The sequence below is a fragment of the Marinitoga hydrogenitolerans DSM 16785 genome (assembly GCF_900129175.1).
GTDB classification, from domain to species: domain Bacteria; phylum Thermotogota; class Thermotogae; order Petrotogales; family Petrotogaceae; genus Marinitoga; species Marinitoga hydrogenitolerans.
Window position 1 is genome coordinate 148995 of sequence record NZ_FQUI01000001.1, and the last position, 24521, is coordinate 173515.

At 29.0% G+C, this 24521-nt stretch carries 18 protein-coding genes and 1 pseudogene; 13 read left to right on the forward strand and 6 right to left on the reverse strand.

Translation table 11 applies throughout. From position 1 onward, the window contains the following. Positions 1-18: 18 nt before the first annotated feature. Positions 19-1488, reverse strand: coding sequence for a GGDEF domain-containing protein (locus tag BUA62_RS00690; RefSeq protein WP_072862369.1), 1470 nt, complete (start codon positions 1486-1488; stop codon positions 19-21). 105 nt (positions 1489-1593) lie between these two features. Here BUA62_RS00690 and BUA62_RS00695 point away from each other — a divergent pair, with 105 nt between their 5' ends. From BUA62_RS00695 to prfB, 3 genes are read left to right on the forward strand one after another with little or no spacing between them, the layout of a single operon-like run. Then, positions 1594-2940, forward strand: a complete 1347-nt coding sequence (locus tag BUA62_RS00695) for a hypothetical protein (RefSeq protein ID WP_072862371.1) — start codon at positions 1594-1596, stop codon at positions 2938-2940. A gap of 8 nt (positions 2941-2948) precedes the next feature. Next, on the forward strand, positions 2949-5399 hold the full coding sequence (secA, locus tag BUA62_RS00700) for a preprotein translocase subunit SecA (RefSeq protein WP_072862372.1): 2451 nt from the start codon (positions 2949-2951) through the stop codon (positions 5397-5399). 4 nt (positions 5400-5403) lie between these two features. Next, a complete protein-coding gene (gene prfB / locus BUA62_RS00705) occupies positions 5404-6510 on the forward strand; it encodes a peptide chain release factor 2 (protein ID WP_072862374.1) in 1107 nt (368 codons plus the stop codon). Between the two features lie 51 nt (positions 6511-6561). On the opposite strand, the gene BUA62_RS00710 is transcribed toward prfB, so the two are convergent. The 5 genes and pseudogenes from BUA62_RS00710 to BUA62_RS00730 form a co-directional block, all read right to left on the reverse strand. Continuing rightward, on the reverse strand, positions 6562-6867 hold the full coding sequence (locus BUA62_RS00710; RefSeq protein WP_072862377.1) for a nucleotidyltransferase domain-containing protein: 306 nt from the start codon (positions 6865-6867) through the stop codon (positions 6562-6564). After that, a pseudogene (locus BUA62_RS00715) lies at positions 6867-7283 on the reverse strand (nucleotidyltransferase substrate binding protein). Before BUA62_RS00715 ends, BUA62_RS00710 begins: the two are co-directional and overlap by 1 nt. 17 nt (positions 7284-7300) lie before the next feature. Continuing rightward, positions 7301-8644, reverse strand: a complete 1344-nt coding sequence (locus BUA62_RS00720) for a hypothetical protein (RefSeq protein ID WP_072862382.1) — start codon at positions 8642-8644, stop codon at positions 7301-7303. Positions 8645-8652: 8 nt separating this feature from the next. Continuing rightward, positions 8653-9657: a bifunctional 5,10-methylenetetrahydrofolate dehydrogenase/5,10-methenyltetrahydrofolate cyclohydrolase gene (locus BUA62_RS00725; protein ID WP_072862385.1), complete on the reverse strand. Its 1005-nt coding sequence runs from the start codon at positions 9655-9657 to the stop codon at positions 8653-8655. Positions 9658-9669: 12 nt separating this feature from the next. Beyond that, complete coding sequence (locus tag BUA62_RS00730) at positions 9670-10017, reverse strand: DUF1292 domain-containing protein (protein ID WP_072862387.1); 348 nt, start codon at positions 10015-10017, stop codon at positions 9670-9672. A 144-nt stretch (positions 10018-10161) separates the two neighbouring features. On the opposite strand from BUA62_RS00730, the gene smc reads away from it, so the two are divergent. The 10 genes from smc to BUA62_RS00780 all read left to right on the forward strand — a co-directional run bounded on the left by smc (position 10162) and on the right by BUA62_RS00780 (position 24155). After that, positions 10162-13713, forward strand: a complete 3552-nt coding sequence (gene smc, locus BUA62_RS00735; RefSeq protein ID WP_072862389.1) for a chromosome segregation protein SMC — start codon at positions 10162-10164, stop codon at positions 13711-13713. 210 nt (positions 13714-13923) lie between these two features. Continuing rightward, positions 13924-14790: an FAD binding domain-containing protein gene (locus BUA62_RS00740; protein ID WP_072862391.1), complete on the forward strand. Its 867-nt coding sequence runs from the start codon at positions 13924-13926 to the stop codon at positions 14788-14790. Beyond that, complete coding sequence (locus tag BUA62_RS00745; RefSeq protein WP_072862393.1) at positions 14790-15260, forward strand: (2Fe-2S)-binding protein; 471 nt, start codon at positions 14790-14792, stop codon at positions 15258-15260. The genes BUA62_RS00740 and BUA62_RS00745 overlap by 1 nt, the downstream gene beginning before the upstream one ends. Beyond that, positions 15260-17608 carry a xanthine dehydrogenase family protein molybdopterin-binding subunit gene (locus BUA62_RS00750; protein WP_072862395.1) on the forward strand — a complete coding sequence of 783 codons (2349 nt, stop codon included), beginning with the start codon at positions 15260-15262 and terminating at the stop codon, positions 17606-17608. Before BUA62_RS00745 ends, BUA62_RS00750 begins: the two co-directional genes overlap by 1 nt. A gap of 34 nt (positions 17609-17642) precedes the next feature. Then, entirely contained in the window at positions 17643-18944 is a 1302-nt protein-coding gene (locus BUA62_RS00755) for a uracil-xanthine permease family protein (RefSeq protein ID WP_084670632.1), read from the forward strand. Between the two features lie 17 nt (positions 18945-18961). Next, the gene (locus BUA62_RS00760; RefSeq protein WP_072862397.1) at positions 18962-19633 is read left to right on the forward strand and encodes an oxamate carbamoyltransferase subunit AllH family protein; all 672 of its coding nucleotides are present in this window, start codon (positions 18962-18964) and stop codon (positions 19631-19633) included. Between the two features lie 2 nt (positions 19634-19635). Beyond that, the gene (gene fdrA / locus BUA62_RS00765; protein ID WP_200782259.1) at positions 19636-21180 is read left to right on the forward strand and encodes an acyl-CoA synthetase FdrA; all 1545 of its coding nucleotides are present in this window, start codon (positions 19636-19638) and stop codon (positions 21178-21180) included. Beyond that, positions 21177-22577 (forward strand): YlbE family protein, encoded by a 1401-nt coding sequence (locus tag BUA62_RS00770; RefSeq protein ID WP_072862399.1) that lies wholly within the window; start codon positions 21177-21179, stop codon positions 22575-22577. The genes fdrA and BUA62_RS00770 overlap by 4 nt, the downstream gene beginning before the upstream one ends. 16 nt (positions 22578-22593) lie before the next feature. After that, entirely contained in the window at positions 22594-23388 is a 795-nt protein-coding gene (locus BUA62_RS00775; protein ID WP_072862401.1) for a cyclase family protein, read from the forward strand. A 44-nt stretch (positions 23389-23432) separates the two neighbouring features. Next, entirely contained in the window at positions 23433-24155 is a 723-nt protein-coding gene (locus BUA62_RS00780; protein ID WP_072862403.1) for an N-acetyltransferase, read from the forward strand. The last annotated feature ends 366 nt before the right edge of the window (positions 24156-24521 follow it).

A 24521-nucleotide genomic window follows, 5' to 3' on the forward strand; every position in this document is an offset into this window, starting at 1 on the left:
AACCTGGATTGTTTTTCTTTATTTTATATTTATTCTTCCTTTTGATGTTCTTTTTACTTCATATAGTAACTCATCAACCTTTTTAAAACAATCATATATATTTGAAGAATCCTTACATATTGTGCTTCCACTAGAAAAGGAAAATCCTGTAATTTTTTTAAATAAATAATTTATTCGATTTAATATTCCAAATAGATTTTCTTCATCAATCATTTCAAAAATCAAAACAAATTCATCTCCACCATATCTAAATGCTTTATCTTCTTTTCTTATATTCTTAAATACTATATCTGAAAAAACTTTTATTACCTTATCTCCTTTGCCGTGACCATATGTATCATTAATCTGTTTAAAATCATCGAGGTCAATCATTGCAATTCCTATATTATTTTTCCTAGAAAGTGTTAAAGACTCAATATATTTATCTAAACTTCTTCTATTATAAAAACCTGTTAAAAAATCTTTTTCTGCTTCAAATTTTAGCGCATCTATAAATAACTTATTTTCCCATAAAACAACCATATGTTTCGAAAAATAGTCTAAAGTATATATTTGTTCTCTTGATATTGACTGATGATTATATCTATTGTCAACTAAAACAAATCCAAAATCTTTATTTTCAGTCCTTAAAGGACATATTGCACATTCACCTAATATATCAATTTCATGTATTAATTTATGTGGAAGTATTGAAACTGGAATTTGAACTGCTATTCCTAAATCCAAAAATTCTTTAAATAACTTATAATCCTTCATTTCATCTTCTCTTAATTTAAAATATTTAATTTTCTTTTCTAATGAAGAAAAATATTCTTTTGGTTTATAATCCTTTATAATTTTTTTAAAATCATAATTCGTTTCTTCCAGTCCTTCCCAAACTTCATGAGCTTCCTTCTCATTCACAAAACCAAATGCTCTTGTAACTTCATATGTGTCTCCTTTTTTTTGAAATAATATTGCTCTATTAAAATTCCCTCCGACTTTTACTGTAATTATTGTTAAATATATATATATTAGTTTATCTATATCTGTATCTTTTTTCATCGCTTCTTCTAAAAAATCTTTAGAGTTCAACATTATATGAGATAATTTACTCCCTTTAAATAATGCTGCTAACATTTCTAAAGATAATATTGTATCCGTATTTAAAAGAATGTAATGCAGTATTTCAATATTTGATTGTAATAAAATATCATAATTCAAAGTTAATTTTTTTTCTTTAAAAACAAAAACAACTTTTTGATTTTTCGGATTTCGGATTATAGTAACATTTTTTATATTTAAAATTTTACATTTACCTGAAAGACTTATAATTCTATATATATTGTCTAAAACAAATGCTGGATTTTCTGAAATGTATATATACATTTCTATTGAATCTATAAATCTATTCAAACTTTCAAACAAAAAGAAAAATCCTTCATCAATTCTTGTATTTAATATATACTTTTCATATGGTGATAATATACTCCTTATTTTTTTGTCCATAAAGTCCCCCTAAATGTAATTAAAATTTTAACTTAAAAACCCCATAAAAATATTTTTCTGTTATAATTATTATAGCATAAAAATTGAAATTTGAGAGGTGTTTATATGAAAAAATCAATAATACTTTTTTTCTTAATACTTCAAACTTTTATTTTCTCATATAATTTATTGAATAATTTTGACTTTTTTTTATATTTTAACAATCCAAATTCTTTTTATCAAAAGCTATATACTAATGTATCCTTTTTTCGTTATTTATATTCTAAAGAAGGTGCTGGTCAAGAATCTTTATATGAATATCTATTAAAAAATTTAACTGAAGAAGAAATTAAAGATGTAAAAAAATTTATTTCATCAAATTTTCTCTTAATTTCTAACGATTCTTTTAATATTGAAGACTTTTTTTGGACGAATCCAATCCAAAATATAATTAAATTTCTAGGGAATTTTAATGGTTATATAATAACAGATTACAATAATCAAGAAAAATTAATTAATTTGATAAAAAATCTTTTTAGTTATGATGTAGAATATATTAATGGAGAATATATAATAAAAAATTTAAACCTAAAATTATACTCAATTGGTGGCCATATTTTATTATATAATAAAAATATATCTATAGAAAAAATATTTAAGTTACTGGACGATTTTAATTCTCTAAAATTAAATATTAAAGATAATATATACATATCTTTTAAAAAGCAAAAATTCAATTACTTATTAGAATCATTTCAAAAAAAATATATGTCAAAATACTCTGATAATATTTCAGGTGAAGTAAAGATAAATTATGTAAATAAAGAAATTATTTTTGATATAGAAAGTTCATTAAAAATAATAAACAATTCAAAATTTAACGAAGGCTATAAAATTTTTGGGGATTCTTTAATATTTTTGAACCTAAATTCACATTCCGAAATCTATAATATTGTCTCTAAAGTTTTTATACCTCGAGATAGTTACTCAAATAACGCTTTAAATTTAATTTTAAATTCAATAAAAAGCGATGGTAGTATTTATTTGAGTGAATATTTTTCCAGAAAAGGTGATGGTATCTCTATTATTATTCCGGGTATTGTTAATCTGGAAAAAATAGATGAAAAAATTAAAGTATGGGGAATAGAAAAAAAGACTCTCGGAAATTACTATTATTATTCTATATATTATGACAAGATTGGGGCTCCGGTATATTTATATGTTAATGAAAATAACATGATAATATCGTCCATATCTCCAACATTAATGAAATATTTAATAGTAAATTCAAAAAAATTTTCTAATCTGAAAATCTTTTATTCAAATGATTTACCAAAGAATATATTGTATATATGGTATTCAAATATAAACTCTTTTTTTGAAGAATTTATTGGTAATTCTGTCCCGGGTGAATTTATAATAATAAATGCTTCTGATAATAACAAATTTATTGAAAAAATAATATTAAGGTAGGTGTTTAAATGAGCATATTAGCAAAAATTTTTGATAAGAACAAAAGAACCTTGAACAAATATAAAAAAGTGGTTGATAAAATAAATGCTTTAGAACCGGAAATGGAAAAGTTAAGTGATGACCAATTAAAATCAAAAACCACCGAATTTAAAAAAAGACTTGAAAATGGAGAAGTTTTAGATGACCTATTAGTAGATGCTTTTGCTGTAGTTAGAGAAACTGCAAAAAGAGTTTTAAAAATGAGACATTTTGACGTTCAATTAATGGGTGGAATTGCCTTGCATGAAGGAAATATTGCAGAAATGAAAACTGGTGAAGGTAAAACACTGGTTGCAACATTACCTGTATACCTAAATGCCTTGACTGGAAAAGGAGTTCACTTGGCAACACACAATGATTATCTCGCCAAAAGAGATGCTCAATGGATGGGTCCTGTCTATGAATTTTTAGGATTAAGTGTAGGCTTTATTCAAGCTGGAATGGAAAATGAAGATAGAAAAAAAGCTTATAGGTGTGATATAACCTATGGAACTGCAAATGAGTTTGGATTTGATTATTTAAGAGATAATCTTGTATATGATTTAAATGATAAAGTACAAAGAGGTCATTATTATACTATAGTTGATGAAGCTGATAGTATTTTAATTGACGAAGCCAGAACACCTTTAATAATTTCAGGTCCATCCGATACACCATCACATTTATATACAAAATTTGCAACAATAGCAAGAAAGTTGAAAAAAGACGATGACTTTACATTGGACGAAAAAAGTAAAGCTGTAATTCTTACAGATGAAGGTATTGCAAAGCTTGAAAAAATGTTAGGAATAGAAAATCTATATGATCCAAAAAATATTCACTTTTTATTCCACACTTTAAATGCTTTAAAGGCTTTACATTACTTTAAAAAAGATAAAGATTATATAATTCAAGACGGTGAAATTATTATTGTAGATGAATTTACAGGAAGATTAATGCATGGAAGAAGATACTCAGAGGGTTTACACCAAGCTATTGAAGCAAAAGAAGGCGTTAAAGTAAAGGAAGAATCCTTAACATATGCAACTATAACATTCCAGAATTATTTCAGAATGTATGAAAAATTGGCCGGAATGACTGGAACCGCTAAAACTGAAGAAGATGAATTCAAACAAATATATAACTGTGAGGTTGTTGTAATCCCAACAAATAAACCTGTAATTAGAAAAGATAAAAATGACTTAATATATAAAACTCAAAAAGAAAAATGGACTGCTGTTGTTAAAGAAATAAAAGAAAGATATAAAAATGGGCAACCTATGTTAGTTGGTACTACTTCTATAGAAACCAGTGAATTATTAAGTCATATGTTAAAAAAAGAGAAAATACCTCATAATGTATTAAATGCGAAATACCATGAAAAAGAAGCTGAAATTATTGCACAAGCAGGACAAAAAGGTATGATAACAATAGCAACTAATATGGCTGGAAGAGGTACAGATATCAAACTAGGAGAAGGCGTTGTTGAATTAGGCGGACTTTATGTTATAGGCACGGAAAGACATGAAAGTAGAAGAATCGATAATCAATTAATAGGTCGTTCAGGAAGACAGGGAGATCCTGGAGAATCAAGATTTTTCCTTTCATTTGAAGATGATCTCTTAAGATTGTTTGGTGGAGATAAATTAAAGAATATAATGAATACATTAAAAATTGAAGATGATCAGCCCATTGAACATGCCTTATTAAGTAAAATAATAAGAGATGCTCAAAAAAGAGTTGAAGGTATCCATTTCTCCATAAGAAAAAGATTATTTGAACTAGATTCCATTATGGATTATCAAAGATCATCTATTTATAGTCACAGGGATTGGATTTTAAGCCAAACGGATTATGATGAACATTTAAGAGAAATTTTTGAAGATGTCGTTGACAGATTAGTTGAATCTTCTATAAACGAAGAAGAATTAGTAGATAAAGAAGAATTAAGTAAAAAATTACTTGCTTTTGGAATAATTGAAAAAATCGATTTTGACAATGTTGAAGAATGCAAAGATAAAGTATTTAAATTATTATGGGATAAATATCATTCTAAAAAAAGTGAATTTGGTGAAGAGTTTCAGAGAATATCCAAATTTATAATGCTTAGAATTATTGATGAAAGATGGAGAAAACATCTTGAAGCTATTGAACATTTAAAGGAAGCTGTTAGTTTGAGAGCATATGGACAAAAAGATCCTGCAATGGAATTCAAAAAAGAATCTTATATTCTATTTGAAGAATTAATAAATAACATTTATGATGATACTGTTTCTTATCTATTGAGAATAATAAAAGTTGATACATCAAAAGAAGAAGAAGAAACAAAGAAAAAGATTCATCAATTAAATTTCGTTCATAATGACGGAAGTGTAATTAATAGAGCTGAAAAAAGAAAAGAAAAAAAGAAAACACATAAAAGAATCAAAATAAAGAGGTGAAAAAATGCTTGACTATGAAATAAAAGTAAAAATAGATGAACTAAAAGAAAAATTTAAAAACCTTAGAAGTCTTTTTGATATAGAAAAAACAAATAAACGGATAAATAAACTGGAAAATGAAATGACTAACCCTGAATTCTGGAATGATCAAAAAAGAGCTGAAAAAATTTCTCGTGAATTACAACATTTAAAACATGAAAAGGAAGAATTTATAAATCTTCAAGGTTTATTTGAAGATCTTGAAGTAGCCATAGAATTCAGCGAAGAAGATCCTACTATGGATGATCAAGCTCTAGAAATATTACATAAAATAGAAAAAAAAGTAAAAGAATTCGAACTAGCAATGTTATTATCAGGAAAATATGATTCAAACAATGTATTTTTAACTATACACCCTGGTGCTGGCGGAACAGAATCTCACGATTGGGCAGATATGTTATTAAGAATGTATACAAGATGGGCAGAAAAAAATTCATATAAAATAGAAATCATAGATTATTTGCCTGGTGATGAAGCTGGAATAAAAAGCGTTACAATAAAAATAAATGGTTCATTTGCATATGGAAAATTAAAATACGAATCTGGTGTTCATAGATTAGTTAGAGTTTCTCCTTTTGATGCCGCAAATAGGAGACACACTTCCTTTGCATCCGTTTCAGTAACCCCAGAATTAGATGAAGATATCGATATAGAAATAAGACCTGATGATTTAAAAATAGATACATATAGAGCTGGCGGAGCCGGAGGGCAACACGTTAATAAAACAGATTCAGCAGTTAGAATAACTCATTTACCTACAGGTATTGTGGTCGCCTGCCAAAATGAACGATCTCAACATCAAAATAAAGCTACAGCAATGCAAATATTAAAAGCCAGACTTTTTGAACTTGAAATGAAAAAGAAAATGGAAGAAAAATTAAAGTTAATGGGTGATATGAAAGATATATCTTGGGGAAATCAAATTAGATCTTATGTATTATATCCATATAAAATGGTTAAAGATCACAGAACAAGTTACGAATCGTCTAATGCTGATGCTGTACTAGATGGTGATTTAGATGGATTTATAGAAGCTGAACTTCTGTATTTTGCTAAATTAAATAAAGAATAATTATAAAATATGGCCGTGGTTCACGGCCATATTTTATTTATGAAAATTAAATCAATCTCTTTTATATAAAAACTTCCCGACTCTATCTATATGCTCTTTTAATTCTTTGTTATCTATTTTATTATAAATTATTAAATCTATTCCATATGGAATTTCAAGTTTTTCAATTTCAACCTGAATTGAAATAATATCATTTATATTTAGATCCTCTCCATACAATGCTATATCTATATCAGATCCATTTTTAAAATTCCCCTTTGCTCTTGAACCAAATAAAATAACCCTTTTTATTTTTTTGTTGTTGGAAAATATTTTAATAAGATTGTCCAAAAGCTCTTCCTTTAACCCAAATTTCATTAATCCTCATTCCTTTTTAAACTTTCTAATTTTTGAATTAATTTTTTAAATTCGTCATAATAAAAATTAATGATTAAATCAACTATTTCATCTGCTGTACTTTCGTCATATGTATGGCTCGTTAAGTTTCTACTTAATATCATTTTCATCCATATATCCCCATTAATTATAATCCCATTTTTAAAAGCTTCTCTTATTGCATCTCTTGAACCATATATATTAAAGTTTCCTTTATTCTCAAAAAAATCTTTCAAGGTTTTCCAGGCTAATTCATGTGTATATTCAAAACTTTGAATTAATCCTTGCTTTTCCAATATAGAAAGTTCTCTTTCTTTCGAAAGCTCAACTGCATTGCTTAATTGATTAAAAGCTTTTTTTTAATTTTGAAATCTTTGAATCCATCTAATATCTTTCATTTTTCTCACCTACATACTTAAAATCTATATTCCACCCCAATATTAAAGTTATAATAAAATTCATCCTTATTTGATGGTTTAAACATTTTCATATCGTAATTATCACTTGCTGCTGTATCAACGAGTTCTAATTTGTTTTTCGTATATCTCAAATTCATACCATTAAATATTTTTAATCCATAAAAAGTATAATCAACTTTTAAATTAAAATCATATTTATGTTCCAATATTTCATCATCTAAAAAATGCGTGCCTTGTCCTCCCTCTGTCCATGTTGCATATTCGCCCCATGGATTTGCTGGTGACTTGCTCCCGGAAATAACATATTCAAAACTTCCTCTGATATTCGTATTTTTAATATTATTTTCATATGTTGTCATAAATGCTATGTTGTTTTCGCCATTATAATATCCTATGTAATTTTCTTCATTAGGTATTGTTTTATCATTAATATCAACATTTGGATAATATGTATATCCATAATATCTATTTGTTCCATCGCCAGATGGTTGAAAAGTATATTTTGTAGCTCCTGCATTGTATAAACCAAATGCACCATACTTCATATTTATTTTACCTCCAACACTCCAGGCTACTTTATCAGGATTTTGATACGCATCTGGATTTAAAATCCTATTTGCATTTATATCATCAACTAATATTTGTGCATAATAGTAATGTCCTTCATCTTTATAATCGAGCATAAATCCCATTATTGAATTTGCGTTATATCCATGATACCATGGTTTTCCACTTGAAATATTTACATATTGAACAAAAAAATTAGGTATTACATTTAGAAAATACTCTATGTCAAATGCTGTATTTACATAAACGGCTGACTCTTCATATGCAAATCTAAAGTTCCCAATTTTTAATCCATATGTTTTAAAGTTTGCTCCTCTATCTTTATAACCCAGTTGAGACTGCCTGTTTAATTCAATATATCTTGTTTCATAAAAAAACGATTCATCTTCATAATTGAAATCTATAATAACAGATGATAATCCTTTAGAGGAAATGTACAATGAATATGGTGAATCTACAATATCATAATGTTGCAATCGTCCAAATCTTAATTTATAATTGTCAAAATCAATAGAAACTCCACCATTTTTCATATAGAAATAATATCCTTCATAAAAAGCATTTTCTAACCCGCTTAAATTATATTTATCATCATTATAAGCATTTAATTCAGCTAAAAAGTTGAACCCTTTAAAAGTATGTGTGACTTTAAAGGTAAATCCTTGATATGGCTTTATACTGTTTATATTCTCATCAATTCTCAATGAAAAATCTACACCGAAAATATTTAAGGCGAATATTATTAAAAATAAAGATGTGTATATTTTTCTCATCTACACCCTCACCTTCCAACAAATATATTTCTTTCAAATTTTTTTAATTCAATTAATGCATTATCTCCCAATCTTCTATTTACTAAATAAAATAAATTAGATATTAATTTATGTAATGTCATGTCATTTATTCTATTTCCTTTTTCCACAAGATTCCACTTTGGTGAAATTCTATATACTTTATCAAACACATCTGGATATTCAAAATTCCCCTCGAAAGCTATATCAAATACTATTGAATTTTCTGGTATATATTTTGTAGGAATTTTAAATTTTTCTGATGGAACTGCTGAGATAATAATATCGGAAATAGACACGAATTTCATTATGTCATCATAATCTGTATATTTCTGACATACCCTAACACTAGCATTTTCATTTAACATCATTAAAGCTAAAGATCTTCCCACTGCCAAAGAATCATTAATTACCACAATTTTTTTTCCTTCTAATTTAAAAGGGTTTTCTTTTAAATTAGAAGGATATTTGCCATTATCTTTAAAATAATTTTCATAGAGTATATAATTTCTTTTCAAAACATATAATATTCCTTTTGCTGTTGGGGGAATAATCAATTTTCGTAAATTTTCATTATCGCTGTAAAATTCATGTTGAACCAAATATCCCATATACTCATGATTTAAACCTTCCACATCTTTCTCTATTGATACAAGATTCATAAAATATGTATCTTTAATATCAAATGGTGTTGGATACATAACAATTATTCCGTGTGTACTTTTGTCATTATTATAATACTTTATTTTTTCTTCTAATAACTCTTTGTTAAATGCTTTATCAAGAATAAAATTTATTCCATATTTTTTACAAATACCTTTTATACCTTTAGCATACGAAACACTACCTGCATCCTTTGATGTAAGAATACAGATTAATTGTGGTTGTATATTATTTTCTTTTAATAATTTAATATTTTTCTCAAAAATTGGTTTATCAAATTTTTCTATTAAATATTTTATATTAAATAATTTTTCCGTTTTTAAATCCTCCACCTCCCGACAAAATTATTTTTCTTCTTTTCCATTTTCTTTTATAATATCATCTTCAGAATCAATCATGACAAATTCTTCATTTTCATCTATATCCACTTTATCCATAATCTTTTTCCATTCTTCTTCCACTTTTTCCAATTCTTCATCTTCTTCTACAGCATCTAAGAATAACTCTCCTTTTTCTTCGTTTACCTTAAAGGCTACAGTATCTCCTAAAATAATATCCTCACTGTCTTCTTCTTTAAAAGCTTCGTAACATATCCAATACTTTTTCCCTTTAATCTTTAATTCTTCAACAAACATGAAATTATATTCATTGCCATCCTCACCAGTAATTGTAAAAAATTCTAATCTTTCCATATTTATCCCTCCAGATAGTCAATATTATTAAATTTTTTATTTTACTAAATATTATACATCTATATTGTAAATTATAAATATGAAATTATAGTGTCCAAAAAGTATAAATATGATATAATAGAAAAGAATAAGGGGGTTGTAACTTTGAATCTATTAGAAATGAGAATTAAAGGCTTTAAAAGTTTTGCTAAAAATACTACATTAAATCTAAATGCAAATATTGTTAGTATAGTCGGACCAAATGGTTCAGGAAAATCGAATATAGTAGACGCATTACGATGGTTATTAGGAGAACAATCATCAAAACAAATAAGAATTTCTGAAAAATACGACGTTATATTTGGCGGTTCAGAAAAATTCCCACCTGCAAAAAAAGCCGAGGTATATATAAAAATTAAAGATGATAATGGTAAAATCAGAACTATTGGTAAAACTCTTTCTGCTGATGGAAAAATTCAATATAAAATCGATAATAAAAATGCACGATTAAAAGATATATATGATGTAATAGGTGGTGCAGGTGTTGGAAAATCCTTTTATTCAATTATATCACAGGATCAGGTAAGAGAATTGGTATCCGCCTCATCAGATCAATTAAGAATTATCATCGAAGATGCTGCAGGAATTAAAACATACCTAGAAAAAAAAGAAATTGCTTTAAAAATGCTTAATCAAACAAAAGAGAATTTAGATCGACTAAATGACGTACTATACGAAGTTGAAAAAAGGGTTAGATCCTTGTCAAACCGTGCATCAAGAGCAAGAAAATATATGGAATATAATAACGAATTGAAAACCATTGGAATTAAATACTTTGGTGCTAAAAGCCTTGATATTGATAAAAAAATAAAAAACATTGAAACAGCTATTCAAGAAAACAAAGATAAAATTAAATCTTACTTATCTAAAAGTTTTGAGGTTGAACGCTTATATAAAGAATTAAAAAAAGAAATTGAAGAAAAAGAAGAACAATTATCCATATATGGTGAAAAAATTGAAAATTTCAGACAACGATTAAAATCCTATGAAGAAATGAAAATCATACTCGAAAAAGAAATAAACGATTTGAATTCAAAAATAGTAGAAAAGGATTGGGAGAGAAAAAAATTCGAAGAAGATCTTCAAAAGAACACAAAAAGGCATGAAGAAGTGAAAGATTTACTTAATAAATATGAAAGTGAAAATGAAAAATATATTGAAGAAATAAAAATCGTTGAAAATGAAAAAAGAAAAATTGAAAGTTCTATTTCTGAAGAAATAAACAAATTAACCGAACTAAAAGAAGATATTAAAAAAACAAATAATCTTCTAAAAGAGTTGGAAAACAGCAAAAATAAGTTAATTAACGAATTAGCAGATAAAGAAGAAAGATTAAAATTCTTAACAACTGAAAAAGAAACGTTAGAGAAAACCATTGATAGATTGGAAAATGAATTAATAAAATTAGAATCAGAATTAAACTCTATTAATAAAAAAGAAGAAAAATTGAATAACGAAATTTTTGATAAGAAAAAAATAGTAGATGAGCAACATACACAATTAGCTAATGCATATAACTATTTACAAAAATTAAAACATGATAAAGATTTAACCGAAAGAAAAATCCAAAACCTATCATTACAAATAACTGAATATGAAGGCTTTTCTTTCGCTATAAAAAAGCTATTTGAAGCTTTTCACAAAGATGAAAATTTAATAGATGTGGTATTAAATTTAATAGAGGTTCCTGAAGAATTAGAAACTGCTATAACAATGGTTGCAGGATATAGATTACAAAATATTGTTGTAAAAGACTCAAAACACATTTCATCCTATATAAATTATCTAAAGGCTGAAAAAGCTGGAAGAGTTACATTTTTACCATTAGATTTAATCAACCCCAAAATCAGGAAATTCAAAGAATTAGAGACAGAACCGGGATTTTATGGATATATCATAGATTTAATTAACTATAAAAATGAGTTTAAAAATGCAATTCAATATGTTTTTGGAAATGCGATTGTTGTAGATTCTTTAAACACTGCATTAACTATTAAAAATAGATATAAAAATATATCCTTAACCATATCTACTACAGATGGAGAAATAATAAATACCTCTGGAGCAATAACTGGTGGATTTTCTAAAGGAAATAACTCTACACTTCTCTTAACAAGAAAAAGGGAATTGCAAACATTAAAGTATTCTTTAGATGAACTAAACAACGAAATAAAAATTCAAGAAGAATTATTAAAAAAATTAGAATATGAATACAAAAAAAACTCATTAGAGTTGAGAAAGTTAGAAGACAAGCTAAATGAGATAAAATACAACAGATTAAATGGATCTAACTCATATAAAGATTTTAAAAACAATTACGATTCGGCTAAAAAACGCTATAATGAAATTATTAAAAGAATAGATTCATATAAAATAAGAGAAGAAGAAATACATTTTGAATTAAAAAACATAAACAATGAAATTGAAGAAAACAAAGAAAAAATTATTTTACTGGAAAAAAATGTTTCAGAAATAGAAAAAATTAACAAATCAACCCATAATGAATTGCGTTTAAAAATTGCAAAATTAGATGAATTAAATCTTTATAAAAATTCAATTACAGAAAAAATTAATAATTACAAAACAGAATATTCTAAAATAAAAAATGATATAAAAACCATAGAAAACACAATAGAATCAATAAATACATTATTAAAAGAATTAAAATCAAGTATCAATAGAAAAAAAGATGACCTCATTGAATATGAAAAAGAAATAAAAAATATGAACACAGAAATAGAAGATGCTTTTAAAATGATGAGAATGAGCAGAGAAGGAAAATCGGAAAAATTTGACGAACTTGAAAGATTAGAAATGAAAAAAAATGAACTAAAAGACAAAATCGATGAATTAAAAAATCTTTCACATGAATTAGACCTTGAAATACAAAATCTAAATCATGAAAAGGTTTTTTTAATTGAAAAAGCTAAAAATATTGGCATTGATAAAGAAAACTTTTTATATGAAGAGTTAAACGAACAGGAAATCTTAGCTCTAGAAAGAAGAATAGAAGATATAAAAAGAACTTTAAAACATATTGGTAGCGTTGATTTGGCTGTATTAGATGAATATGAAATGGTAAAAAAAGAATTAGATGATAGAAAAAAACAAAAAGAGGATATTCTTCAATCAATAAAAACACTTCAAGAAGGTATAGAAAAAATTGATAACGAAGCAGAAGAAAAATATTTAAACACCTTTAAGCTGGTAAATGAAAAATTTGGGTTCTATATAAAAGAATTATTTGTTGGTGGCGATGGAATATTAAAAATGATTGGGGATGGAAAAGCATTTGAAAAAGGTGTTGAAATTTCTGTAAAAAAACCTGGTAGAAATTTTCAAAAATTACAACTTTTTTCAGGTGGAGAAAAAGCTTTGATAACTTCCGCATTCTTATTTGCTTTAATGAATGTAAATCCAAGTCCTTTTTATTTATTAGATGAAATAGATGCTCCGCTTGATGATATTAATGCTGGAAAACTGGCAAAATTAATAAAAAATAATATAGAAAAAACACAATTTATAATCATTACACACAATAAATTAATGATGGAAATTGGCGAAATATTTCACGGTATTACAATGCGATATGGAGTCTCTCAAGTTGTACCTGTTGATTTCAAATTCCTTGAAGAATTGGATAAGTCTCCGTTATAAACGGAGACTTATTTTTATTTTTAAGCAAAGATTACGGTTAATTAAATATAATTATACTTAATTATTGTTCATAGTTTAAATATTCCTTGACGTTATGTTACTTGTAATATTTGGAAAATAAGCATATAATATAACTATAACAACTAAATAATTATACTCAAAAAAACTTGCATAAAGTTTTTTTGATTTTATTTTAAAAGGAGGGGAATTATGATTACTTTCAACTACGATTACGTTAAACCCAAAACGCTAGATGAAGCTTTAGAAGCGTTACAGGAAGAAAATTCCTTCCCAATACTTGGGGGAACCGATTTAATTGTAAAAATGAGAGCGGATAGAATCAAACCAAAATTAGTAGTTGATCTAAAAGGTATTGATGAATTATTTCATGTTGACTTTTCAAAAGAAGAAGGTTTAGTCTTTGGTGCTGGTTTAAAATTAAATGTTTTAGCAGAAGAATTCGGCTATATCAAAGAATATTTTCCTACATTATATCAAGGTATTAGAGTTGTAGGTGGATATCAAACAAGAAATAGAGCTACTGTAGTTGGAAATATTTGTAATGCTTCACCTGCTTCAGATACTGCTCCTGCATTGCTTACATATAATGCAAAAGTAAACATTGTATCTTCTAAAGGCGGAAGAACTGTTGAATTAAAAAATTTCTTTAAAGGTCCTGGTAAAACTGTATTAGAAAAAGGCGAAATAGTTAAATCTATATTCATTCCATACGAAGGCGATAGTATAGGTAGATACTATAAAGTCTCAAGAATTAAGGCTGTGGATCTTTCAACTATAGGTGTAGCTTTAACTGTAATTGATCCAGAAGGAAAGAGAGATATTAGAGTTGCTTTAGCTTCAGTAGCACCAACACCTGTAAGAGTATTCAAAGCTGAAGAATTTATAAAAGATAAAGAATTAACTCCTGAAAATGTAGAAGAATTTGCTCAAATAATCCAAGATAGTGTAAATCCAATCACAGACGCAAGAGGAACTGCAGAATACAGGAAAAGAATGGCTAAAATATTACCTATTAAATTATTAAGAGAAATGAAAATGATAAAGGAGGGATTATAATGAAAATAACTTTTACTGTTAATAATGAAAGCGTAGAGGTTGAAGTAAAACCAAATGAAACCCTCCTGGACGTATTGAGAGAAAAACTATATTTAACTGGTGCAAAAGAAGGCTGTGGAAACGGGGAGTGCGGCGCATGTACTGTTATATATAACGGAAGACCTGTGAATTCATGTTTAGTACTTGCTCCTGAAGCTGATGGTGCTGTAATAGAAACTGTTGAAGGACTAGCTAAAGATAATAAATTACACCCTATCCAGGAAGCTTTTGTAGAAGCAAATGCCTTTCAATGTGGATATTGTACTCCAGGTTTTATAATGTCAACAAAAGCCATGCTTGAAAAAGTTCCAAACCCCACAAAGGAAGTTGTTGTTGAAAGATTAGCAGGAAACCTATGTAGATGTACTGGTTATACAGTTATTTTAGATGCAGTAAAATTAGCTGCCCAGAAAATGGGAGGTGCAGAATAATGAAATATAAATTTCAACCACCTATAAAATTTGAACATGTTGGAAAGCCTATGAACAGAGTAGACGGTGTCGAAAAAGTTACCGGTAATGCTAAATATGTAACTGATATGTTTTTCCCAAATATGCTTTATGCAGCAGTTAAAAGAAGTCCTATTCCTCATGGAATAATTAAAAACATAGATACTTCAAAGGCTGAATCTCTTCCTGGTGTAAGAGCTATAGTAACAGGAAAGGATGTTCCATATAGACAGGGTATATATTTAGTAGATAGACCTATTATAACGCCAGATAGGGTAAGGTATGTTGGAGAACCTGTTGCAGCCGTTGCTGCAGATTCATTGGAAATTGCAAGAAGAGCTGTTGAACTAATAGAAGTAGAATATGAAGAATTACCAACTGTCCAGGATCCAAGAGAATCTATGAAAGGTGAAGTTTTAATTCATCCAGATTTAGCTAATTATGACAGATTACCTATATATAATATAGAACCAGAAAAAAATGTATTTCATCATCATAAAACAATAAAAGGCGATGTTGAAAAAGGTTTTAAAGAAGCCGATGTCATAGTTGAAGGCGAATATAGTCTTCCACAAATGTACCATGCACCACTTGAACCACATGCTGCAATTTCCTTCTGGGATTATAATGAAAAATTAACTGTATGGTCAAGTGCTCAATCACCATTTACATTAAGAAACTTAATTGCTGTTGCCTTTAAAATCCCAAGACATAAGGTTAGAGTAGTTGCTCCATATGTTGGTGGTGGTTTTGGCGGTAAGGCTGGTATAAATATGGAAGGTATAGTGATTGCTTTATCTGAAAAAGTAAAAGGAAGACATATAAAATTAGTATACACAAGAGAAGAGGACATTTCTTCAGTTGTTAGACAGGGAATGTTTGCTTATATAAAAACCGGTGTTACAAAAGATGGGAAAATTGTTGCTATGGAAGCAAAATTAATTTTTGATGGTGGAGCATATGCAGAATATGGTACTAATGTTGTTAGAGCTGCAGGTTATACATTACCAGGTGGTTATTACGTTCCTAACTTAAAAACAGATTCATATGGTGTATATACAAATCATTTCCTCGGTGGTGCTTTTAGAGGGTTTGGACATGGTGAGTTGCACTGGGCAACAGAAAGGAATTTAGATGAAGTTGCTCAAAAATTAGGAATGGATCCATTAGAATTAAGGATCAAAAATGTATTAAAACCAGGATTAACTAATTCAATGGGCCAGACTATACATCATGACACAGGAGATATGGAAGCATGTTTCAAAAAAGCTGCTGAGTTAATAGAATACGATAAAAAGTCAAAGCAACCTGAAAATCCAAGAAAGGTTAGAGGAAAAGGTATTGCTGGATTGGTAAAAGCACCAGCTATGCCTACAAATGCTGGTTCTGCAGTAATAATAAAATTCCACGAAGATGCTACTGTTACATTACAGGCAAGTATTCAAGAAATTGGTCAAGGTTTCAACACTGCAGTTACTCAAATGGCAGCAGATGCTTTACACATTTCACCTGATAAAATACACTTCGTAATGCCTGTTGATACAGATGTTAATCCATATGAATGGCAAACTGTGGCTTCAAGAGCCTTATGGACAGTAGGAAATGCATTGTATAGAGCGGCTGAAGATGCTTTAAATCAAATAAAAGATATAGCATCTAAAGTATTAGGTGTTGCACCACATAATTTAGAAGTTGAAGATGATAGAGTATACGTTAAATATAGACCTGAAAAATATCTATTGTTAAAGGATGTTGTGATGGGGTATACTTATCCTGATGGTCATGCTATTGGTGGTCCTGTAATTGGAAGGGGTAGTTTTGTACCTGAAATGTTAACAAATCTCGATTTAGAAACCGGACAGGGTAATGCCGCTGCAGAATGGACTTTTGGCGCAGAAGCTGCTGAAGTAGAAATTGATTTAGATACTGGCGAACTTAAAATGCTTCAATTAGTAGGTGTTTTTGATGCTGGAACAATTATTAACCCTATTACCGCGGGAGGACAAGTTGTTGGTGGAATGATTCAAGGTATGGGACCTGCATTATTTGAAGGAGTTAAATACAATGATAAAGGTTATCCTTTAACAATTTCATTTACTGATTACAAAATACCTACAATCGCCGATATACCTGAAGAAATAAAATATGATTTTGTTCAAACATTTGAAGAATCTTCACCATTTGGCGCAAAAGGTGTTGGAGAACATCCTATGATTTCCATACCTCCAGCAATTGCTGCTGCAATTTATGATGCTATTGGTGTTAATATCCATGAATTACCTTTAAGTGCAGATAAAATCCTTAATGCTATTGAAAATAAAAATAAATAATGTCTATCCAAATCTTTTTTAGGAGGGGAGAAACATGAGCGAAAGCGAATATTTGAATGTTGTTCCACAAGAGGACAGAAGTGCGGGTATGAGCACTGGGGGATTGATTTTATTAGGATTACAACACACCTTTACTATGTTTGGCGCAACAGTTTTGGTTCCTTATTTAACAGGAATTCCCGTTAATGTTGCATTACTTACAGCTGGGCTTGGAACATTATTATTCCATTGGATTACAAAATGGAAAGTTCCTGTATTTTTAGGTTCAAGTTTTGCTTATATTGCTCCAATTATTGCAGTTACTATGTATTATATGAAAGAAGCTGGATTAGATTACGGAAACATAAATGACGCTGTAAACGCTGGGGTGGATTTACGTCCATATCTCGCATATGCTACTGGAGGTATCTTTTTAGCTGGATTAGTTAAATTTGGTTTCGGTTGGCTTATAAAACTGATCGGTATTAGACGTTTCGAAAAGCTATTCCCACCTGTAATATCAGGAACAATGATTATTTTAATTGGTTTAATCTTAAGTCCTGTTGCTATAAATATGGCAAGTGGTAATTGGTGGATAGCATTAGTATCATTATTTACAGCTATCATAGTCAGATTATATACAAGAGGATTTAGTAGGTTGGTTCCTGTTATTTGGGGAATCGTTGTTGGATATATAGTTGCAGCTATTACTGGAAATGTAACTTTTGCAGAAGTTGGAACTGCTAGCTGGGTAGGATTTCCAGAAGTTTTCTTACCAAAATTTTCATGGTATGCTGCTGCTGCAATAATCCCAGTAGCTATAGCTCCTTCTGTTGAACATTTTGGTGATGTTTTTGCAATATCAGCTGTTGTTGGAAAAAAATTCTATGAAGATCCTGGAATGCATAGAACATTAATGGGTGACGGGCTTGCTACATCATTAGGCGGATTCCTCGGAGGACCTGCAAATACGACATACAGTGAAAATACTGGTGTATTAGCATTTACAAAAGCTTTCAATCCATGGATTATGAGAATTGCTGCATTCTTTGCTATATTGATGGCTATGGTTCCAAAAGTTGGTGCAATTGTTAGATCAATACCTGTTCCTGTAATGGGTGGAATAGAAATATTATTATTCGGTATGATTGCAAGTATTGGTGCAAAAACTTTAATCAATAACCAGGTAAAGGTTGAAGGAAAAAATTTAGTAACAATGTCATTAATGTTAGTTACAGGTTTAGGTGGCGCCGTATTCCAAGCTGGAAACTTTGCATTACAAGGGTTAGGTCTTGCAGCTATTGTTGGTATAGTTGTTAACGGAATACTTTCTTTAACAGGAGCTGCTGAAGAATAATTTTAGTGAGGTTTAAAATGGTTGAAATAGCGAATACAGTTTTTGATAAAAAAGGATATGCAAAAAGTTTTTTTAAAACAAAACATACAAAATATTTTATTTTTAATGATGATGATATTTTCACTATTTCTACTTATAATAATCGGGTCGGGGCACTTGGAATGTCCGCCCCCTCCCATTTCTTAGATTTTTCTACCTTAAAAATTGAAAATAATTATTTAGTATTTGATGATAAATTTATTTTAAATGATTTTATTATTTATAATCCTAAAATTGATAAAATTAACTTCCATGAATCATATGACAAAATAAAAAATCGTTTAAAGGATAAATTAGATTATAGAATCTACAATAAGATTATTGATTATTTAAGAATTTCTGATTTCATTACTTTAATAGGTTTTGGCCCGGGGTTAACTCCTTTATTTGATGATATTTTATCTGGAATACTATTATTAAACTATTTTTATAATAAAGATTTAGATTATAATGCTATATTAAAGGCCGCAAAAACAAAAACAAATAACCTATCTTACTTCCAGATGAAATATGCTGCAAATGGATATGTCCCAAAACCTGTAAAGTTATATTTAGAAAATTTCGACAAGGCTGCTTTGTTGAACATGGGGAATACTTCAGGATTAGGTTGGATGTTAGGAATTTCATTTTTCTTTGATTTGGAGGGATAAACGTGGTTTATAAAATGATTAAACCCAATGCATATTATGATTCAGTTACGTTAATGCTCATTACTGAAGATATTAAGGAGAGAGAAAACATTGAAGAGGCTCTTGTTGGAATGGGAACAGAAACCAACAAAGAATTTCTAAGAGAGCTCGGCATGATAGATGAAGAATTAGAAAAAACGTCACCTAATGATTTACTTATAGTCATAAAAGGCGAAAATATTAATATGGATGAAATTGAAAAAGAAATTGAAAAAATGTTAAAAGCTGAAACAGAGGAAGAAGAAGGAGAAAGATTTTATCCATCACTTGAAAGTGCTGTAAAGAAATTAGATGGCGCTAACATGGCTGTTATTTCCATTGCTGGAGAATATGCAGGATTAGAAACAAGAAAAGCTCTTGATTTTGGTTTAAATGTTATGCTCTTTAGTGATAATGTCCCTATTGAAACTGAAATTGAATTAAAAAAATATGCTCTTGAAAAAGGCTTATTAGTAATGGGACCTGATTGTGGAACTGCCATTATAAATGGTGTTCCAATGGCATTTTCAAATGTTGTAAAAAAAGGAAAAATAGGTATGGTTGCTGCATCAGGTACTGGAGCACAAGAAGTGTCTTCTATAATTTCTAATTTAGGTTGTGGAATTTCACAATTAATTGGAACTGGCGGAAGAGATGTTAAAAAAGATGTTGGAGGATTAATGTTCTTAGAAGGTATTAAACGATTAATAGACGATGATGAAACAGAAATTATTGTATTAGTTTCAAAACCTCCTTATCCAGAAGTTGTAGAAAAAGCTGTAGATTTATTGAAAAAAACAAATAAAAAACATGTTGTTCATTTTGTTAATGGAAAGGTTGAAGATCCTTCAATAGTTGTTGGAACTACCTTAGAAGACACTGCTATTAAAGCTGCTTTACTGTGCCAGGGTAAGGAAATCGAAAAAAATGAATATACCTATTTTGACTTTTTAGAATCATTTGACTTTGATAAAAAGGTTAAAGAAGAATCAGAAAAAATAACAGAAGGGAAATATATAAGAGGGTTATATTCAGGAGGAACTCTTGCCGATGAAACAATGGTATTGTTAGCAAAAGAATTAAATGTACCTATATATTCTCCAAAACCATTAAAACCTGAATTTTTATTAGAAAATATAAATGAAAGTAAAGAAAATACAATTGTTGATATGGGTGAAGATGAATTTACTGTTGGAAGACCACACCCTATGATTGACTTCACTATGAGAAAATCAAGATTAATAAAAGAATATCTAGATAAAGATACTGCTATTATTATGATTGATGTTGTCTTAGGTTGGGGATCTCATATGGATCCTGCAGGCGAAATTGCAGAAGCTGTGAAGACTGCAAGAGAAACATCTGATAAATATAAATGTATAATAGCAAATATTTGTGGCACATATGAAGATCCACAAAATTATTATGATCAAAAGAAAAAGCTGGAAGATGTTGGGGTCATTGTCTTCCCAAGCAATGCAAGCGCAGTCAAATTTGCAGTTAATGTTTGGAAGGAGTTGGGAAGATGAGTTTATTTAAAGAAGATTTGAAAATAGTTAACATTGGACTAAAATCCTTTTATGAAGATTTAAAAAAACAAGGTGCAAATGTTGTTCACGTTGATTGGAAACCTCCTCTTGGCGGTTCAAAAGCTGTACAAATATTAAATGATTTTTCAAAATTAAACATTGATATTGAAAAAGCCAATGCTGAAGCTGTTGAAAGAATCATGAATTCTCAACCAACATTAGTGGGTATGGGTATTGCAAAAGATGTTGTTCCTGGAATGAAGGACAATATGATATTACATGCTGGTCCACCTATTACTTGGGATAGAATGTGCGGGCCATTAAAAGGAGCTATTATCGGTGGATTGATTTATGAAGGAAAAGCCAAAGATGAAAAAGAAGCTATTGAATTAATTAAATCCGGAGAAATTGAATTTGATCCATGGCATCATCACGATGGTGTAGGGCCAATGGCTGGAGTAGCAACTCCATCAATGCCTGTATTTATTATTGAAAATAAAACATACGGAATTAAATCCTATTGTACAATGAATGAAGGTTTAGGTAAGGTTTTAAGGTATGGAGCAAATGGTCCAGACGTTATAAAAAAATTAAAATGGATGGAAGAAGTTTTATATCCCGTGCTAAAAGAAGCTATCAAAATTAAAGGTGAAATAAATTTAAAAAACTTAATAGCTCAAGCTGTACAAATGGGTGACGAATGTCATAATAGAAATAAAGCAGCAACATCTTTATTCATTAGAGAAATTGCTCCTGCTATTTTAGATACAAATTTTTCAAATGAAGAGAAAAAAGCTGTTATAGAATTCATAAATGCTAATGATCACTTTTTCTTGAATCTTTCAATGCCAGCTGCAAAATCTGCAACTTTAGCAGCTGAAGGCATAAAAGGAAGTACTGTTGTTACTGTCATGGCAAGAAATGGTACAGATTTTGGAATAAGAGTAGCTGGATTACCTGGAAAATGGTTTGTTGGTCCAGCCCAAGAAGTTGAGGGATTATACTTCCCTGGCTTCACAAAAGAAGATGCTAATCCAGATATTGGTGATAGTACTATTACAGAAACTGGTGGATTTGGTGGATTTGCAATGGCTGGAGCACCTGCAATAGTAAAATTTGTTGGAGGAAGTGTTCAAGAAGCCATTGATACTACCTTAAAAATGTACGAAATCACCAATGCTGAAAATAATACATATAAAATTCCTTTCTTGAATTTCAGAGGAACTCCTACAGGATTGGATATAAAGAAAGTTGTGGAAAAAGGAATACTACCAAGAATTAATACAGGTATAGCTCATAAAGAGCCAGGTATAGGTCAAGTTGGTGCAGGATTGACCTATCCACCTATGAACATATTTATAGATGCATTGGAAGCATTTGTAAAAGAATATCTTTGAAAAGGGGGAAAAAAAGATGGCAGGTATTAAAGTGTATGACTTAACTCAAAAGATAGGTATTACAACACCACCATGGCCAGGTTATGAGCCAATGAAATTATGGTATTTCAAAAGAATGATGCTTCAAAAAGTTAATGGACAAATAGTTCAAACAAGTATGCATAACGGAACTCATTTAGACGGGCAAAGACATTTCATGACAGGTGGAAGAGATATTGCATCATTACCATTAGATGGATATTTATTTAGTGAAGGTGTAATTTTAGATATTTCTAAAGAAGTTGGTGATTTTGATATTTATACACCTGAAACATTATTAAAAGTTGCAAAAGAGAACAATTTAGAAATCAAAAAAGGCGACATTATAATCATTAATACTGGTTATCACAAATACGCATGGGATCAACCAGAAGCAAATGAAAACAAATATTATTACTTCCATCCAGGACCAGATCAAAGATTCGCCGATTGGTTAAAGGAAATGGAAATTAAATGGGTTGGTGTTGATTGCGGTTCTGCTGATCATCCAATGAATACCATATTAAGAGATTATAGACCTGAATTTGCCGCTATGGCTGATAAACATTTCAGAGAAAAATATGGAAAACCTTTAGATGAATACTTTACAGATGAAACATATCAATTAATGCATATTGATTTATTCCCACATTTAATATTACATGCAGAAAATATTGGTGGGGACATTGATAAAGTATTAAACAGAAGAATGTACATTGGTATATTCCCATGGAAATTAGTAGATGGTGAATCAAGTATTTCTCGTGTTGCAGCATTTGAAATTGAAGAATAATCCAAATTATAAAATAAACAAAAAAAGTAATGGAGGGATAAATTATGTGGAAAGAAATACCGGAAAAAGTTTCACAAGAAAAATTAACCTTTGATGCAAGAGAAATTGAACCAATTTTAGCAGGTCCATCATTAAAATTACCACCATATGAACCAGAAATGGCAAAATTAAAAGATGGTAGTTATTTATACATTAGACCATTGAAAAAAGATGAAGTTCCAAAATTATTACCTTTTATAAAAAAATTATTAGATGTTGATCATGATTTTTATGATATTGTTGGTGTTAGAGTTTATGGAGAATTATTAGGATGGTATAGAGACAGACTAAAAGATCCATATTTCATGATTGGAACAATTAATGGTAAATTAGCAGGTTTTGCAAATGCTAGAGTTATGAATAATGGTATTCATATTAGTCTTCACTCAATGGCTTATATTAGAGGATTAAGAGTTGGAGCTATTATGTATTATGCCAAAGCAAAATATGCATTTGAAAAATTAGGTGCAAAAGAATGGTGGTCAACATTTGAAAGTTATAATGGTTGGAAAAGATGGGGTTTAGGTATGGCTCAACCATCATATCCATGGCCTGATGTACAACACGAATTAGGTGGTGCAAAAGTATATTATATTACAAGAGAATACTGGGATCTTTCTGTTAAAGAATACTTAAAACAATTAGTAAAAACGGATTTAGAAAAACCAACACAAGAAGTAATTGATGCTAATAAAGAATTAATTATTCCAGACAGTCCCGTTGTTTAAATAAACTGGGTAGGTCCTATGACCTACCCTAATTTTTTATAATTCGCAAATATTTAAAACAAAATTTTCAATCCAACAATCAAAAAAAATTTTACATAGTACTGTTTATTTTATACAAAAAAGCTCCCGATTAATTCCGGGAGCTTTTTATATTTAATTAGATTTTTCAAAAATCGGTTCTTTTATTAAAATAAATGTCAATATTATTCCTCCTGACTTTGACAATTGTTTTTTTTAAAAAAAGAGATAACGCTGAAATATAGCGAAAAATATCAAATGTTAACTTTTTATAAAAAGCAAAATTAGCCACACACCACCCTCTTTTTAGCGTTTGATACGGCTTTTAGTGATATTTGTTTTAAACTC

Excerpts from the sequence above, each read along its gene's own strand:
- BUA62_RS00730 (WP_072862387.1), bottom strand. The coding sequence starts at position 10,017 with ATGGAAAGATTAGAATTTTTTACAATTACTGGTGAGGATGGCAATGAA.
- BUA62_RS00695 (WP_072862371.1), top strand. The coding sequence starts at position 1,594 with ATGAAAAAATCAATAATACTTTTTTTCTTAATACTTCAAACTTTTATT.
- BUA62_RS00745 (WP_072862393.1), top strand. The coding sequence starts at position 14,790 with ATGAAAATAACTTTTACTGTTAATAATGAAAGCGTAGAGGTTGAAGTA.
- BUA62_RS00760 (WP_072862397.1), top strand. The coding sequence starts at position 18,962 with ATGGTTGAAATAGCGAATACAGTTTTTGATAAAAAAGGATATGCAAAA.
- secA (WP_072862372.1), top strand. The coding sequence starts at position 2,949 with ATGAGCATATTAGCAAAAATTTTTGATAAGAACAAAAGAACCTTGAAC.
- BUA62_RS00720 (WP_072862382.1), bottom strand. The coding sequence starts at position 8,644 with ATGAGAAAAATATACACATCTTTATTTTTAATAATATTCGCCTTAAAT.
- prfB (WP_072862374.1), top strand. The coding sequence starts at position 5,404 with ATGCTTGACTATGAAATAAAAGTAAAAATAGATGAACTAAAAGAAAAA.
- BUA62_RS00755 (WP_084670632.1), top strand. The coding sequence starts at position 17,643 with ATGAGCGAAAGCGAATATTTGAATGTTGTTCCACAAGAGGACAGAAGT.
- BUA62_RS00690 (WP_072862369.1), bottom strand. The coding sequence starts at position 1,488 with ATGGACAAAAAAATAAGGAGTATATTATCACCATATGAAAAGTATATA.
- BUA62_RS00740 (WP_072862391.1), top strand. The coding sequence starts at position 13,924 with ATGATTACTTTCAACTACGATTACGTTAAACCCAAAACGCTAGATGAA.
- BUA62_RS00750 (WP_072862395.1), top strand. The coding sequence starts at position 15,260 with ATGAAATATAAATTTCAACCACCTATAAAATTTGAACATGTTGGAAAG.
- BUA62_RS00775 (WP_072862401.1), top strand. The coding sequence starts at position 22,594 with ATGGCAGGTATTAAAGTGTATGACTTAACTCAAAAGATAGGTATTACA.
- BUA62_RS00780 (WP_072862403.1), top strand. The coding sequence starts at position 23,433 with ATGTGGAAAGAAATACCGGAAAAAGTTTCACAAGAAAAATTAACCTTT.
- BUA62_RS00710 (WP_072862377.1), bottom strand. The coding sequence starts at position 6,867 with ATGAAATTTGGGTTAAAGGAAGAGCTTTTGGACAATCTTATTAAAATA.
- BUA62_RS00770 (WP_072862399.1), top strand. The coding sequence starts at position 21,177 with ATGAGTTTATTTAAAGAAGATTTGAAAATAGTTAACATTGGACTAAAA.